Origin of the sequence: Curtobacterium pusillum, assembly GCF_013359865.1 — a bacterium.
Taxonomy (GTDB): Bacteria; Actinomycetota; Actinomycetes; order Actinomycetales; family Microbacteriaceae; genus Curtobacterium; species Curtobacterium pusillum.
On record NZ_JABMCE010000043.1, the window covers coordinates 22,556 to 38,456 of the forward strand.

The following is a 15,901-nucleotide window of genomic DNA, read 5'->3' on the forward strand; positions in this document are numbered from 1 at the left end:
GCGATCGCAACGGAGCGAACATGTTGAACTTCCTCATCCGACGACTGGTCTCGGGCATCATCGTGCTCTTCGTCGTCTCGTCCCTCACCTTCTTCCTGCTGTACTTCTCGGCCACGAGCGTCGCCCGCAACATCCTGGGTGAGTCCGCGACGGCGGCGCAGGTCCACCAGAAGGAGATCGAACTCGGCCTCGATGCACCGCTCGTCGGCCGGTACCTCTCTTGGCTCGGCGGGCTCCTGCGCGGCGACTTCGGCACCTCCTGGTTCACCAGCCAACCCGTCCTCGGCAGCATCCTGTCGCGGCTGCCGGCGACCCTGTCGATCGTCTTCGTCACGATCGTCGTCGTCGCCGTCCTGTCGACGCTGATCGGCGTGGCGGCGGCGGTCCGGCGCGGAAGACTGGACCGCACCCTGCAGATCGTGTCCGTGACGGGTTCGTCGATCCCGCAGTTCGTCGTCGCGATCCTCATCGTCACGGTCTTCGCGATCCGCCTCCACTGGTTCCCGGCGACCGGGTACGTGGACCCGGCCCAGAGCGTGTCCGGATGGGCGGTGTCGATCGTCCTGCCCGTCGCGGCCCTCGCCGTCACAGGTGTCGCGTCGACGGCGCAACAAGTGCGGAGCGCGACGATCGGGGTCCTGCAGAAGGACTACGTCCGCACGCTCAGGAGCCGCGGATTGGCCCCACGGGAGATCCTCTTCAAGCACGTCCTCCGCGGTGCAGCCCCCACCGGGCTGACCGTGCTCTCCCTGCAGTTCATCAACCTGCTCGGCGGCGTGGTCGTCATCGAGCAGATCTTCGCTCTGCCCGGCATGGGGTTCATCGCGCTGCAGTCCACCACCCAGGGCGACATGCCCGTCCTGATGGGAGTGGTCGTGTACGTGGTCCTCATCGTCGTCATCGTCAATCTGCTCGTCGACCTCGCCGTCGGCTGGCTCAACCCGAAGGCGCGTGTCGCATGACCGGAACAACGCTCGCCCAACCGACCGTCACCACATCACCTCGAACCGGTCTGGCTGACCGCATCGTCCGCAACCCGCTGGGTCTCGCCGCGCTGGTCGTCATCGCGATCATCGTGCTCGCCGGGATCGTCGGACCGTTCGTCGTGCCGTTCGACCCGAACCAGTCCGACCTCGGCAACGCCCTGCAGGGGCCGGGCGGGGCGCACCTCCTCGGCACCGACAGCGCTGGTCGTGACATCCTCAGTCGCCTCCTGTTCGGGGCGCGCAGCACCCTCATCGCCGCCGCCGTCGCGGCTGTCGTCGCCCTCGGCATCGGCGTTCCCACCGGGCTCCTCGCCGGGTTCTACGGGCGCTGGTTCGACAGCATCGCCAGCTGGTGCACCAACGTGCTCATGTCGGTCCCGGCCATCATCATCCTGCTCACCGCGAGCGCCGCACTCGGCCGGAGCGTGTGGGTGTCCATGACGATCTTCGGCATCCTCATGTCGCCCGGGTTCTTCCGGATCACGCGCACCTCGGTGCAGGCGGTCCGCAACGAGCTGTACGTCGACGCGGCCCGTGTCGCCGGTGTCAGCGACGTGAGCATCATCGGGCGGCACATCCTGTCGGTGGTCCGGGCACCCGTCATCATCCAGACCTCCATCGTCGCCGGGATCGCGATCTCCATCCAGGCGACCCTGGAGTTCCTCGGACTCGGCGACCCACTGGCCGCCACCTGGGGCGTGATGCTCAGTGAGGGGTTCGTCAACATCTACACGGCCCCGCTGATCGCGTTCTGGCCCGGACTGGTGATCTCGATCACCATCGGCGCGTTCGTCATCCTCGGCAACGCGCTCCGCGACGCGCTCGAGGACGGCCCGCGGGTAGCCCGCCGTCCCGCTGCGCGGAGGGCCCGTCGACGCCCCGTTCGCGACAGCCGCGAGGCCCGGACCCCGTCCCCTGTCACGGAGCCGGAAGAACACCTGCTGACCGTCACGAACCTCGGCGTCGGGTATCCGCAGGCGGACGGGACCGTTCTGGAGGTCGTGCACCGGGTCGACCTGCACGTCGACCGTGGCGAGGTGCTCGGCATCGTCGGCGAGTCCGGGTCCGGCAAGTCCCAGACCGCGTTCTCGATGCTCGGGCTGCTCCCCGCCGAAGCGGAGATCACGCACGGAGCGATCACCTTCGACGGTGCACCCCTGGTCAGGGAGGGGGACGTCCACGCCGACGAAACGCTCCTCTCGCGTCTCCGGGGGAAGAGGATCGCGTACATCCCGCAGGAGCCGATCTCGAACCTCGATCCGAACTTCACCATCGGGCACCAGCTCGTCCGTCCGATGGTCAAACTGCTCGGCATCAGCCGCCCAGAAGCACGGCGACGCGCGCTCGAGCTGCTCCGCACGGTCGGCATCAACGACCCGGATCGGACGTTCGCCGCCTACCCCCACGAGGTCTCCGGCGGCATGGCCCAGCGCGTCCTCATCGCCGGCGCCGTCAGCTGCAACCCGGATCTCCTCATCGCCGACGAGCCGACCACTGCGCTCGACGTCACCGTGCAGGCCGAGGTCCTCGACCTGCTGCGGCGCCTCCAAGCCGAGTACCGGATGGGCGTCGTCGTCGTCACCCACAACTTCGGCGTCGTCGCCGACATCTGCGACCGTGTCGTCGTGATGCAGAACGGCTCCCTCGTGGAAGCCGGTGACGTCCGATCGATCCTCCGCACCCCGAAGGACCCCTACACGGAGAACCTCCTCGGCGCGCTGCTCGAGGGGAAGACGCCGATGACGTTCCTCACGAAGTCCGAGCCTCCGGTCGTGCCTGCGCCGACCCCCGCACAGAAAGCCGCCGCACGATGACGTCACACGCCGCCCCCGAGACGCCGAGCCCCACGGCCCCTCGCACACTCCTCGCCGTCGACGACCTCGTGGTGGAGTACCCGGGGAAGGGATTCAGGAAGCCGTCGTTCCGCGCCCTGCACGGGGTGTCCCTGGACGTCGGCCCCGGCGAGACGGTGGGCCTGGTCGGCGAATCCGGATCCGGGAAGACGACGCTCGGACGCGCGGTGCTCGGACTGGCGCCCGTCACGGCGGGATCCGTGCTGTTCGAAGGGCGCAGCATCGGCCACGCCTCGCGTCGGGAACGTCGCAGCATCAGCGACGAACTGCAGGTGGTGTTCCAGGATCCGTACACGTCACTCAACCCGGCGATGACCGTCGGGAGCATCCTCGCCGAGCCGCTCGTCACCCACGGGACAGCCGCACGGGACGCGCGGCGCCGAATCAGCGAGGTGCTGGACCAGGTGGGCCTGCCCGCCGGTTCGATCGACCGCCGCCCTCGGGAGTTCAGTGGCGGGCAACGTCAGCGGGTCGCCATCGCGCGAGCCATCGCGCTGTCGCCCAAGCTCATCGTCTGCGACGAGCCGGTGAGCGCTCTGGACCTCTCGACCCAGGCCCGCGTGCTCGACCTGTTCCTGCAGATCCAACGGGACACGGGTGTCGCGTACCTGTTCATCTCCCACGACCTCGAGGTGGTCCGTCATCTGAGCCATCGTGTCGCGGTGATGTACCGCGGCGAGATCGTGGAACACGGTCCAGCCGCCCGGGTGACGGAACGACCGACCCACCCGTACACGCAACGTCTGCTCCTGGCTTCCCCGGTCCCCGATCCGGATCGGCAGGCGGAGCGGCGCCGCGAGCGGTTGGAAGCGAGCAAGCGCGCGGCAGCGGCGTAGCGCGACCTCCCCGCAGACGAGAGCGGCCGATCCCGAGGGGATCGGCCGCTCTCGCCGTGCGTCGGGGCCGATCAGAAGAGATCAGCGAAACCCATCGCGACGAGGTTGTCGTGCGAGGTGCGGAGGCAGTCGAGGGGAGTGCGACCGTACTGGTCGTCCTGCTCGACGAGGAGGTACTCGGCGCCCGTCCGGCTCGCGGCGTCGATGATCGAGGGGAAGTCCAGGTTCCCCTCACCGACCTCTGCGAACTGCACGACCCCGGTGAACGCCGCCATGAACGAGGCGAAGTCGCCGGCCGCGAGCGCCTCGAACGCTTCCTCGCCGAGCTGACCGATCCGGTAGTCCTTCAGGTGCACCATCGCCACGCGACCCGCGTACTGGTCGAGGACACGGACGGGATCGAGACCGCCTCGCTGCACCCAGTGGACGTCGATCTCCAGTCCCACCCGCGGTGCACGGTCCGCGATGATGTCGAGCAGGTACGACCCGTCGAACTTCATGAACTCGATGTGGTGGTTGTGGTAGTAGAGGTCGATGCCGTGTTCCGCGAGCTTCTCGGCGTACTCGTTCGCGCGGTCGCAGAACGCGAGGGTCGCCTCGAGGGACTTCATCGACGCGAACGGCAGCATGCCGATGCGTACCATCCCGGCTCCGAGCGTCTTCGCATCGTCGACGATCTTGTCGAAGTCCTCGCTCAGTGCGTCACCGGTGCCGCCGGACGCGTCCAGGGCTGCGGAGAGCGAAGCGATGTCGAAGCCGAGCTCGTCACGGGCGCGTTGCAGCTCGCGGACGTTCTCCGTGGTCATCGGTATCTGGGACACTTCGATCGCGTGGTAGCCGATGTCCGCGACGCTTCGGAGCGTCTCGAGGGGGCCGTTGGCCGCGAAGTCGTCCTTGAGCATCATCGCTTGGACGCCGATCTTGGGCATGGGTTCTCCTTGTGTGGGTCGTCGAGGGTCAGAAGTCCGTGGCGAACGTGCCGCACCAGACGTTGTCGTTGAAGGTCCCCTGGAACTCCGACGCGCCGGTGATCTTGTCGATGGTCGCGGAGATCGCTTCTCGGGAGGGGTTGTGGGCGTGGATCATGGTCTTCACCATCGGCACGTCGATCAGGTGGTTCGGCTGGTTCAGCGAGACGAACACGGTCGGGACCTCGGTCACGTACCAGGGGATCTCCGCCGCCATCGGGGTCGACCAGCGGATCCGGACGGTCGCTTCCTGAGCGAAGCCCGCGACGTTCGCGAACACGATCGCGGCGTCGTACTTGTCGGCGTACGTGCCGTTCGCTTCGTCGGCCATGACCGTGTGGAAGTACACGCCCTCCTCGCCGGCGGCCTGCCGTTCGGCCGCGTTGCGGAAGGTGTGCACTTCGAACCCGCGCCGTTCGAGCTCTTCGCGGGCGATGGTCAGGTACCCGCCGGGGTCGGTGCCGGTGAAGTCGGATCCGCCGGTGACGCCGTACAGCCGGATCCGACGGTGCTCCGCTGGGTTCAGCGGGAGGTTGTGCTCGGTGTCCTTGACGAGGGTGACGGTCTTGTCCGCGATCCGGGCGGCGATCGCGTGGTGCTCGGTCGACCCGACGACGGCCAGTGCGGACGGCGGAGGCACCAGCTCGTCCACGGGCGTGCGGTGCAGCCCGAGCGACGCCTTCAACCCGAGGATGCGCTGCAGCGCCTCGTCCAGGCGTTCGTCGCTGATGACCCCGCTGGCGTACCCGTCGCGCATGTAGCCGAAGTCCTCTTCGGGATCCCGGAAGAACAGGAACATGTCGCAGCCGGCTGCGATCGCGGCGGGTACCAGGTCGCGGCGCGGCATCGCGGAGGTCAAACCGAGCATCAGTGACGCATCGGACACGACGAGCCCGTTGAAGCCGAGCTCTCCGCGGAGCAGACCCTGGATCAGTTCTGGAGCCAGGGTCGCCGGCAGGAGCTCGTCGTCGCGGATCTCGGGGACGAGCCGGCGGGACAGGGCGGGCGCGCCGATGTGCCCGACCATGATCGACTGAACGCCGTGCGCGATCATCTCCCGGTACACCGCGCCGTACGTCGCATCCCACTCGTCGGAGCTCAGCGTGTTCCAGGTCGTCACCACGTGCTGGTCGCGTTCGTCGACCCCGTCGCCGGGGAAGTGCTTCATCGCGCACACGGTCCCCGATTCCGAGATCCCGTCGAAGTACGCCTTGGCGCGCTCGATCACGACGTCCGCCGTGTTGCCGAAGGACCGGGTCCCGACGACAGTGTTCCGCCAGTTGCGGTGGATGTCCACGATCGGCGCGAACGCCCAGTTGCACCCCATCGCGGTGGTCTCGACACCCGCGACGCGCCCCATGTCCCGTGCGATCGAGGCGTCGGGGTTCGAGCCGGCCTGGAGGTGGGTGCTCACCAGGGTGCCGTCGTCGGCGCTGCCTGCGCCGCCCATCTCCGGGTTGGACGCGATGAGCAGCGGAATCCTGGAGCGACCCTGCGCGTAGCGGATGTGTTCCTGGACGGTCGCCGCATCGGCCCCCATGTAGCGCATGCCGCCGACGTGGAAGCGGTCGACGACGCCGTCGAGGTAGGACGGCTCGAAGCTGGTGTTGAGGTTGATGAAGAGCTGGCCGATCTTCTCGTCCAGGGTCATCGAGTCGATCGTCGACCGGACCCAGGCGACGTCCGCCTCGTTCAGGTCGAAGGGGCTGCTCGTCAGATCCACCATCACGTCTTCGTGTCCAATCGCCTACGGAACGGGGTGCGCGCTGCACTCCACCGCAACCATTCCATGCGTCGCTGGCAATTTTGTCAATCGGTTGCCAAGTCGAGGCGCAGTGGCTAGTGTCGTCCTGGCCGGCCCCGCTCCTCACGGTCGGAGGCGGCTCTCAATGACGTGAGCGTATGTGGAGGCTGATCGTAGATCGTGTCAGAACAGCAATCGGTTGCATGGTCCCTTTCGGGATTCGGCGACGAGATCGATCACGACCCTCGCGTGCAGGTCGCCGTGCTCCAGGCACTCGGCGCCGACCACATCGAAGTACGCAGCGCGTGGGCAACCAACGTCGCCGAGATGTCCGACGAGCAGGTCGCGCGGCTGCAGGGCATCCTCGCCGAGAACTCCATGTCGGTCTCGGCCGTCGCATCGCCGATCGGCAAGGTCGACGTCTCCGAGGACGTCGAGCACGAAGTGGCCCGGTTGCGACGGGTGGTCGAGGTCGCGAAGGCGCTGGACACGACCAACATCCGAGTCTTCTCCTTCTTCCACGAAGGGCGCGAGCCCGACGCGGTCCGTGACGATGTGCTCGTCCGGATGGCGGCACTCGCCCGGGTCGCGGAGCGAGCGGGGGTGACACTGCTGCACGAGAACGAGAAGGACATCTTCGGCGACGTCCCGAGCCGGATCGTCGACATGGTCGAGTCGGTCGGCTCGCCGGCGCTGCGGTTGGCGTGGGACAACGCCAACTTCGTCCAGGTCGGAGTCCGACCCATGACCGAGGCGTACGAGACGCTCCGGCCGTACGTGGACTACCTGCAGGTCAAGGACGCGGTGATGGAGACCGGCAAGGTGGTTCCCGCCGGGCACGGGGACGGACAGCTGCCGGAGACCGTCGCGGCGTTCGCCCGATCCGGGTACGCGGGGTTCGCGTCGTTGGAGCCCCACCTCGACGAGGCCTTCACGCTCGGCGGGTTCTCCGGCCCCGTGGCGTTCGGCGACGCTGCTCGTGCGTTCCGATCGCTGACCGACGCGGCCGGGGTGGTGACCGGCAGGTGAGTGCACCGACTCCGCTCCGTGTCGCACTCGTCGGCTGCGGTGACATCTCGGCACTGCACCTCGATGCGATCGCCAGCGCACCGGACTCGGTCCTCGTGGCCGCGTGCGACGTCATCTCCGATCGTGCCGACGCGGTCGCCCGGGCACACGGGGCGCTCCCGTTCGACGACTGGGAGGTCATGCTCGACGAGGTCCGGCCCGACGTCCTGCACGTGTGCACTCCCCACCACCTCCACGCCCCGATCGCCGTCAGGGCCCTGCAGCTCGGGACCAACGTGCTGACCGAGAAGCCGCTCGCGCACAGTGTCGACGCCGGAGCTGCGCTCGTCGCGGCTGCGGCCGAGTCGACGGCGCAGCTGGGGGTCTGCTTCCAGAACCGGTACAACGGCCCCGTCCAGATGCTCCGTTCCAAGCTCGCCGCGGGTGACCTCGGCGTCCCGCAGCACGCTGCCGCCACAGTGCTGTGGCACCGCACCGCCGAGTACTACGCGGCGAGCCCCTGGCGCGGCAGGTGGGACACCGCCGGCGGGGGTCTCCTCATGAACCAGGCGATCCACACGCTCGATCTCGCGCAGTGGCTGCTCGGCGACGTGGTCGGTGTCCAGGGCCACGCCGCCACGAGGCACCTCGGCGGCGCGATCGAGGTGGAGGACACGGCGGAGATGCTCCTCACGCACGAATCCGGAGCGACCACCGCGTTCTACGCCACGCTCGCGCACGGTCGGAACGCGCCGGTCGACATCGAGATCGTCACCGACGAGGCGGTCGTACGGCTCCGCGACGACCTCACGGTCACCTGGCATGACGGCACCACCGAGCTGCTCGCCGAGGCGCCGCCCGTCGTCGGCGAGCGCGGCTACTGGGGTGTGTCCCACTCCGCGCTCATCGCCGACTTCTACCGGTGCGTCCACGAGGGCGTGCCGTTCTGGATCGACGGCGCCGAGGCGGACAAGACCCTCAGGGTCATCCAGTCGGTCTACGACCAGACCTACCCCGACCGTCAGCCGCAGCGCTGACCGCGTCCGAACAGAACGGAAGAGAACGCAGATGAAGAAGGTCCGCCTCGGGATCATCGGGCTCGGTGCCCAGGGATCCATGTACGCGAAGTTCATCACCGACGGCATGGTGCCGAACACGGTCCTCGCCGCAGTCGCCGACGTGGACCCGGAACGCCGCGCCTCGAGTGCCGAGCAGTACCCCGAGGTGCCCACGTTCGAGGACTACCGGGCGATGCTCGAGTCCGGCGACGTCGACGCCGTCGTGACCTGCATCCCGCACTACCTGCACCCCGAGGTCGCGATCGAGGCGCTTCGACACGACATCCACGTGCTCGTCGAGAAGCCGGCCGGCGTGTACAGCGCACAGGTGCGCGAACTGAACGAGTTCGCGGCGTCGAAGCCGGACCTGACCTTCGCGATCATGTTCAACCAGCGGAACAACCCGCTGTACATCGCGCTCAAGGAGATCATCGACGGCGGTCAGATCGGCTCCATCCTCCGGTCGAACTGGATCATCACCAACTGGTGGCGGCCGCAGGGCTACTACGACCAGAGCGACTGGCGCGCCACGTGGGGCGGTGAAGGTGGCGGCGTGCTCGTCAACCAGGCGCCGCACCAGCTCGACCTCTGGCAGTGGCTGTGCGGAGTGCCGAAGTCGGTCTTCGCGAAGGCCGCGTTCGGGTTCCGGCGCGACATCGCGGTGGAGGACGAGGTGAGCGTGCTCGCCGACTTCGGCGACGGTGTCACCGGTGTCTTCGTGACCGCGACCCACGACCTGGTCGGCACCGACCGGCTGGAGATCCTCGGCGACCAGGGCAAGATCGTCGTCGAGGGCAGCAAGACCGCGACCATCACCCGCCTGGCCAAGCCCGAGCGCGAGCTGAGCGAGGGCATGGGGATGGACGACGTGCGACGGCTGTTCACCGGAGAGTTGGACACGGCCGAGCTGTACACGCAGGAGGTGCTCGAGTTCGACTCCGCCTGGGGTGTGCAGCACTCGGGGGTCCTGGAGAACTTCGCCGCCAACATCCTCGACGGCACCCCGCTGCTCGCGCCCGGCGCCGACGGCATCCGCGGCGTGCGCCTCGCCAACGCGATCCACATGTCCAGCTGGACCGGCCAGGAAGTGCCCCTCGACCTCGACGAGGACGCGTACCTCGAGGAGTTGAACAAGCGCATCCGTGCGGAGGGAAAGTTCCCCGAGCGAACCCGCTGAAGCATGATGTGCCGAGCGCTGTGAGACCATGAACGCGGGAGTCGACGGACGTCGACTCCCGCGTTCGGACAGAAGGACCGACGACCGTGACCAGTGAAGTCGAAACGCCGCTGACATCCGAGGAACCCCTCACCGGGACCCGGCGCCCCGGCGCTGCCGCGACGATCTACGACGTCGCGCGGCTCGCGGGGGTGTCTCCTTCGACCGTTTCTCGCGCGCTCGGCAAGCCGGGCCGCATCAACGCCAGAACCCAGGCGAAGGTGCAGGCGGCGGCCGATGAGTTGCACTACCGACTCAACCCGATGGCCAGCGCACTCCCGACGGGCAGGTCGACGACGTTCGGGATGCTGGTCGCGGACTTCACGAACCCGGTGTTCTTCGAGATGGTGCGCGGCGCCGAAGCCGTCGCGGCCGAGCACGGGTACACGCTCATCCTCTCCGAGTCGGAGGAGTCCGGGCAGCGGGAAGCCGAGCGGGGTCGGCGGCTCCTGCCCGCGGTCGGTGGCCTCGTCCTCGCCACCACGCGACTCACCGACGACGAGATCCTCGCGCTCTCCGCCGAGAAGCCGCTGGTCCTGATCAACCGGCGCGTCCCCGGAGTCGACAGCGTCGTCGCCGACGTGGTGCCCGGGATCGACAGCGCACTGTCGCTGCTCCAGGAACTGGGTCACACGTCGATCGCCTACCTGGCCGGTCCCGAACGCTCCTGGATCGGGGCGCGTCGTTGGGACCATCTCCTCGACGCAGCCCCGCCGCGCGGACTGCGCATCGTCGAGATCCCGACTTCCTCGCCGACCATCGACGGTGGGCGAGGGTCGCTCGCCCGTGTTCGGGCGGCCGGTGTCACCGCTGTCGTCGCGTACAACGACCTGCTGGCCATCGGACTGATGAAGGAGGCGGCGGAGTCGGGCATGCGCCTGCCCGACGACCTCAGCATCGTCGGGTTCGACGACATCTTCGGGGCCGATCTCACCGCGCCCGCGCTCACGACGATCAAGACGCCGCTGCGCGCGGTCGGTCAACGCGCCATGCAGAAGCTCCTCGACGCAGCAGGTTCGGAAGACCGTGCGTCCGCGGTCGAGGATGAGCGCCCGCTCGAGACCGAACTCGTCGTTCGGCAGTCGACCGCGGCGCCGCGAGCGCGGGACTGAACGAGCAGCACGAGCGACGCGCGGCCGTGGGGTCGCTGTCGTAGCTGCGCCGCGCCGCCGTGCCCGTCGCGCTGCGGCGCCGCTGCGACGCTGCTGCGTCGCTTTGGCAACCGGTTGACAAAATGGCGCTTTGCGGTTTCACTTGATGCTGTGTCAACGATGCTGCAGAACGACCCTGACCGCCTGTTTCCTGTGGACCAGGCTTCCCGACCCATTGCGCGGGAGCTGTACGAATCGGTTGCCAAACTCCCGATCATCTCCCCGCACGGGCACGTCGATCCCCGGTTGCTGCACGACGACGAGGCCTTCCCGAACCCCGCTGAACTGTTCGTGCGGTACGACCACTACGTCACGCGTCTGCTCCACGCGGCGGGCATTCCCCTGACGACCCTCGGCATCCCCGACACCAGCGGCGCGGTCCCCACCGGCGAGCCCCGTGACGCGTGGCGCGCGCTCTGCTCGAACTGGCGCCTCTACGCCGGAACGGCCTCGGGGTACTGGTTGAGCAACATCTTCGCGGAGCAGTTCGGCATCACCGAGGAACCGAACGCGTCGAACGCCGATGCGCTGTTCGACCGGATCAGCGAGCAGCTGGCGACGCCGGCGTTCCGCCCCAGAGCGTTGTTCGCGCAGTTCGGCATCGACGTCCTCGCGACGACGGACGACCCGCTGGACGACCTCGCGATCCACGATGCGCTGGCCGCGGACCCGACGTTCTCCGGCCGCGTCATCCCGACGTTCCGTCCGGACGCGTACATCAACCCCCGCACCACGGACTGGGCCGGGCGTGTCGAGCGCCTCGCAGCGTGGAGCGGCTCCGCCCCGTCGGACTACCGCGGTTACATCGAGGGTCTCGAGGGGCGTCGGCACTACTTCGTCGAGCACGGCGCCGTCTCGGCGGACCACGGAGTGCTGCAGCCCCTGACGGTGGAGCTCGACACCGCCGAGGCGGAGTCCCTCTTCGCCGCTGCCCTCCGGGGCACGCTCAGCGATGCGGACGCCGCTCGGTTCGAAGCGCACATGCTCTTCCAGATGGCTCGAATGAGCACGGAGGACGGGCTCGTGATGACCGTGCACGCCGGGGTGCACCGGAACCACAGCGCCGACACGTTCCACCGGTTCGGTCCCGACACCGGCCACGACATCCCGGTGGCGACGCAGTGGGTCGAGCCGCTTCGCCCGCTCCTCAACGCGTTCGGCATGGTCGAGGACTTCCACCTGGTCCTCTTCAGCGTCGACGAGACGACGTACTCGCGCGAGATCGCACCGCTCGCGGGCTTCTACCCCAGCGTCTACATCGGCGCCCCGTGGTGGTTCCTCGATGCCCCCGACGCGGTCCTCCGGTTCCGCGCCGCCGTCACCGAGACGGCCGGGTTCTCCCGCGGCTCCGGTTTCATCGACGACACCCGGGCCTTCCTGTCGATCCCCGCCAGGCACGACATGTCGCGTCGGCTGGACGCGGCGTTCCTCGCTCGCCTCGTCGCGGAGGGGCGTCTCGGTGTCGACGTCGCCCACGACATCCTCGTCGACCTCGTGTCGACCCAGCCGAAGAAGGTGTTCAAGCTTGACCGCTGAAGCCCCCGTCCGTCGACGGCTCGCGCGCAGCGCGGCACCCGCACCGATCCGCATCGTCCACCTCGGTGTCGGCGCCTTCCACCGGGCGCACCAGGCGTGGTACACGGCCGCGGTCGACGCCGATCACCAGTGGGGGATCGCCGGCTTCACCGGACGGTCCGCCACCGTCGCCGAGCAGCTCGCACCGCAGGGGGGACTCTTCACCCTCATCGAACGCTCGGCGTCCGGGGACACCGCGACGGTGGTCGACAGCATCGTCGAGGTGAACGACGGTGCCGAAACCGACCGGCTGGTCGAGCTGCTCGCTGCCGAACCGACCGCGATCGTCACGCTCACGATCACCGAGAGCGGCTACCGGCTCGGGGCGGACGGCACTCCTGACCTCGGCGACGAGCAGGTCGCGCACGATCTGGAGGTCCTCGGAAGCCGGATCGCGAGCAGCGGTGACGTCCTCGCTGCCGGGGTGCACGAGCCGCTCCGCACCGTGCTCGGTCGGCTCGTACTCGGTCTGGCGGCGCGACGGCGGGCAGGCGCGGCCGGGCTCGCGATCGTGCCGTGCGACAACGTCCCCGACAACGGCGCGTGGGTCGCGACCGGCGTCCGCGCGTTCGCCGCCGCCGTCTCACGTGACCTCGACGAGTGGATCGACGCGAACGTGGCATTCGTGTCGACGTCGGTGGATCGGATCACTCCCCGCACGCGCGACGAGGACCTCGAGACCGCCGCCGCCCTCACCGGGTACCAGGACGCCAGTCCGGTCGTCACCGAGCCCTTCCACGACTGGATCCTCTCGGGCGCGTTCCCGGGTGGCCGACCCGCGTGGGAGAACGCCGGCGCGCGGTTCGTCGCGGACATCGAGCCCTTCGAGCGTCGGAAGCTCTGGCTCCTCAACGGTGCGCACTCCCTGCTGGCGTACCACGGGCAGCTGCGGGGTCACAGCACCGTCGCGGAGGCGGTCGGCGACCCGGAGTGCACCGGCGCGATGACCGCGTTCTGGGACGAGGCCGTTGCGCATCTGGACGCCGACGAGCTGCGTCTCGACGACTACCGGGCAGCGCTCCTCGACCGGTTCGGCAACGCCCGGATCGAGCACCGCCTGGAGCAGATCGCCATGGAGGGCACGGCGAAGCTCCGCGTCCGGCTCGCGCCGGTGTACCTCGCGGAACGCGCGGCCGGCCGGAGTGGTGCCGCCGCGCTGACGGGCATCGCCGCGTGGATCGCGCTGCTCGAGTCGGGTGCGGAGATCCCGGACGCTCAAGCATCCACCGTGCGCGCCGCCCTCGCCGAGAGTGGCCCCCTCCGTGTCGAGCGACTGCTGCAGGCGATCGACGACCGCATCGCCGACACTGACACCGCGGTGCGGACCCAGGCGGCGGTTGATTTGCTGAAAGCATCTGGCAATCGGTTGCCAAATGTGCTCGCCAGTGCTTGACTGAATCTGCTTCGCTTGGCAGCTGCTTGATCCCCACATCGCAGGCTGCATCTCAACCCGGCCGCTTGTCGCGCCGGAACGCATGAACTTCGGGTAAAGGAGCCCAGACATGACCGACCAGACGGACGTTCCCGAGTCGCGGACCACGCGATCTGCGGGAGCGATTGCCAAACTTTCCAAGACGAGCATCATCGGATACGGCGCGGGCGACGCCGCGAACAACCTCGCGTTCACGACGGCCACGATGTTCCTGCTCGTCTACTACACCGACGTCGCCGGGATCTCCGCCGCCGCTGCTGGCACGCTGCTGCTCGTGGTCCGCGTCTTCGACGCCCTCGCGGACGTGTTCGCGGGACGGATCGTCGACCGTACCTACAGCAAGCGGTTCGGCAAGTTCCGTCCGTTCCTCATGTTCGGGTCGGTGCCGCTGCTGCTGCTCACCGTTGCGACGTTCTCCGTGCCGCAGATCGGGGAGTCGGGGATGCTCATCTACGCGTACCTGACCTACGCCGCCCTCGGCCTGGCGTACAGCCTGGTCAACATCCCCTACGGCTCCCTCGCCGGCGCGATGACGCAGGTCGGAACGGAACGGGCCAAGCTCGCCAGCGCCCGCTCCATCGGCGCGGCCGTCACCGGTGCCGGCCTCGGCATCTTCCTCGCGCCGCACATCGTGCCCGGCGCCGACCTGCAGACGCTGTTCACGATCGTCACACTGTGCTTCGTCGTCGTCGGTACAGCCATGTACTTCTTCACCGCGCTGACCGCCAAGGAGCGGGTGCAGCGCACGGTGGCGCACGTCACCATGCGACAGAGCTTCCGCACCCTGAAGAGCAACAAGCCGCTCCTGTTGCTCTGCCTCAGCTCGTTCGTGTTCCTCACCGGCATGCTGGCACTGTCGACTGTCCAGCTGTACTACCTGCGGGACGTCCTCGGCGCGGTGTCGCTGTACCCGCTGATCTCACTCATCCAGCTCGCCTTGACGTTCGGGCTCGCGGCGTTCATGCCCAAGGTGGTTCGCGCCTTCGGGAAGAAGACCGCGTACATCGCCGGCGGCGCTGTCATGGTCATCGGCGGAATCGTCATCATGGTCGCGCCGCAGTCGATGCCCGCAATCGGCTTCACCGGCCTCGTCGTCGCGTACGTGGGCCTCGTGTCGGTCAACATGCTGGTCTGGGCTCTCGAAGCCGACACCGTCGAGTACGGCGAGTGGAAGACCGGGGTCCGCACCGAGGGCATCACGTACGCGCTGTTCTCATTCACCCGCAAGACCGGGCAGGCCGTCGGTGGCGCGCTTGCCGCCTACGCCCTCGCCTGGGGTGGCTACTCCGCCGGCGCCGCCACGCAGAGTGCCCATGCCGAGTTCGGGATCCGCGCCGCCACCGGGCTCATCCCCGCTGTCGGAGCGCTCGTCGCGATCGCGATCATGCTGCTCTACCCGTTGACGGACAAGCGGCACGCGCAGATCGTCGCCGAAGTCGCCGCGCGCCGCGCCGCGAACGGAGAGGGTGCGGTCATCGACCCCGAGCTGTCGACTGCGGCCTTCCGCGCCCAGCGTGGCCCGGTCCCGCCGCCCACCGAATAGCTCGACCGCGGCCGCCGACCCACATCAGCCGAACCACAAGAACCAGGAGCAAGAGCAATGAAGATCGAGAAGGCCGAAGTCGTCGTCACCAGCCCGGACCGGAACTTCGTCACGCTGAAGCTGACGACTTCCGACGGGGTCACGGGTCTCGGCGACGGCACGCTGAACGGCCGCGAGCTCGCCGTGGTCTCGTACCTCCGGGACCACGTCGCACCGCTGCTGATCGGTCTCGACCCGGCACGCATCGAGGACACCTGGCAGTTCCTGTACCGGGGTGGGTACTGGCGTCGTGGTCCGGTGACGATGGCTGCGATCGCTGCTGTGGACATGGCGTTGTGGGACATCAAGGGCAAGGTCGCGGGGATGCCCGTGTACCAGCTGCTCGGGGGAGCGTCCCGGACCGGGTTGATGGCGTACGGGCACGCCTCGGGCAAGGAGCTGCCCGAGCTGTTCGACTCGATCCGGCACCACCAGGAGCTCGGCTACAAGTCGATCCGGGTGCAGACCGGTGTGCCGGGGCTGAAGTCGATC

General features: G+C 68.5%; 13 protein-coding genes. 11 read left to right on the forward strand and 2 right to left on the reverse strand.

Features of this window, described 5'->3' with window-relative positions:
* The first annotated feature begins 20 nt into the window (after positions 1 to 20).
* From HP507_RS01435 to HP507_RS01445, 3 genes are read left to right on the forward strand one after another with little or no spacing between them, the layout of a single operon-like run.
* Positions 21 to 962 (forward strand): ABC transporter permease, encoded by a 942-nt coding sequence (locus HP507_RS01435; protein ID WP_175350094.1) that lies wholly within the window; start codon positions 21 to 23, stop codon positions 960 to 962.
* Entirely contained in the window at positions 959 to 2,800 is a 1,842-nt protein-coding gene (locus HP507_RS01440; protein ID WP_175350095.1) for a dipeptide/oligopeptide/nickel ABC transporter permease/ATP-binding protein, read from the forward strand. The genes HP507_RS01435 and HP507_RS01440 overlap by 4 nt, the downstream gene beginning before the upstream one ends.
* Positions 2,797 to 3,675, forward strand: a complete 879-nt coding sequence (locus HP507_RS01445) for an ATP-binding cassette domain-containing protein (protein WP_175350096.1) — start codon at positions 2,797 to 2,799, stop codon at positions 3,673 to 3,675. The genes HP507_RS01440 and HP507_RS01445 overlap by 4 nt, the downstream gene beginning before the upstream one ends.
* Positions 3,676 to 3,746: 71 nt before the next feature.
* Here the strand turns inward: HP507_RS01445 and HP507_RS01450 are convergent, their stop codons facing one another.
* Together HP507_RS01450 and HP507_RS01455 are read right to left on the reverse strand one after the other, a co-directional pair.
* Positions 3,747 to 4,604: a sugar phosphate isomerase/epimerase family protein gene (locus HP507_RS01450; RefSeq protein WP_246328191.1), complete on the reverse strand. Its 858-nt coding sequence runs from the start codon at positions 4,602 to 4,604 to the stop codon at positions 3,747 to 3,749.
* A 28-nt stretch (positions 4,605 to 4,632) separates the two neighbouring features.
* On the reverse strand, positions 4,633 to 6,369 hold the full coding sequence (locus tag HP507_RS01455) for a glycoside hydrolase family 3 protein (protein ID WP_246328190.1): 1,737 nt from the start codon (positions 6,367 to 6,369) through the stop codon (positions 4,633 to 4,635).
* Positions 6,370 to 6,564: 195 nt separating this feature from the next.
* Between HP507_RS01455 and HP507_RS01460 the strand changes: the two genes are divergently transcribed.
* From HP507_RS01460 to HP507_RS01495, 8 genes are all read left to right on the forward strand, one after another.
* A complete protein-coding gene (locus HP507_RS01460; protein WP_376985004.1) occupies positions 6,565 to 7,416 on the forward strand; it encodes a sugar phosphate isomerase/epimerase family protein in 852 nt (283 codons plus the stop codon).
* Complete coding sequence (locus HP507_RS18255) at positions 7,413 to 8,432, forward strand: Gfo/Idh/MocA family protein (RefSeq protein ID WP_175350098.1); 1,020 nt, start codon at positions 7,413 to 7,415, stop codon at positions 8,430 to 8,432. The genes HP507_RS01460 and HP507_RS18255 overlap by 4 nt, the downstream gene beginning before the upstream one ends.
* 31 nt (positions 8,433 to 8,463) lie before the next feature.
* Positions 8,464 to 9,630: a Gfo/Idh/MocA family protein gene (locus HP507_RS01470; protein WP_175350099.1), complete on the forward strand. Its 1,167-nt coding sequence runs from the start codon at positions 8,464 to 8,466 to the stop codon at positions 9,628 to 9,630.
* Positions 9,631 to 9,716: 86 nt separating this feature from the next.
* Positions 9,717 to 10,781 carry a LacI family DNA-binding transcriptional regulator gene (locus tag HP507_RS01475; RefSeq protein WP_175350100.1) on the forward strand — a complete coding sequence of 355 codons (1,065 nt, stop codon included), beginning with the start codon at positions 9,717 to 9,719 and terminating at the stop codon, positions 10,779 to 10,781.
* A 150-nt stretch (positions 10,782 to 10,931) separates the two neighbouring features.
* Positions 10,932 to 12,356: a glucuronate isomerase gene (uxaC, locus tag HP507_RS01480; protein WP_376984791.1), complete on the forward strand. Its 1,425-nt coding sequence runs from the start codon at positions 10,932 to 10,934 to the stop codon at positions 12,354 to 12,356.
* Positions 12,346 to 13,788 (forward strand): mannitol dehydrogenase family protein, encoded by a 1,443-nt coding sequence (locus HP507_RS01485; protein ID WP_175350101.1) that lies wholly within the window; start codon positions 12,346 to 12,348, stop codon positions 13,786 to 13,788. Before uxaC ends, HP507_RS01485 begins: the two co-directional genes overlap by 11 nt.
* 109 nt (positions 13,789 to 13,897) lie before the next feature.
* Positions 13,898 to 15,370: a glucuronide transporter gene (uidB, locus tag HP507_RS01490; RefSeq protein ID WP_217508370.1), complete on the forward strand. Its 1,473-nt coding sequence runs from the start codon at positions 13,898 to 13,900 to the stop codon at positions 15,368 to 15,370.
* 57 nt (positions 15,371 to 15,427) lie between these two features.
* Positions 15,428 to 15,901: enolase-like domain-containing protein (locus tag HP507_RS01495; RefSeq protein ID WP_478219499.1), on the forward strand; the 474-nt coding region annotated here is incomplete at its 3' end.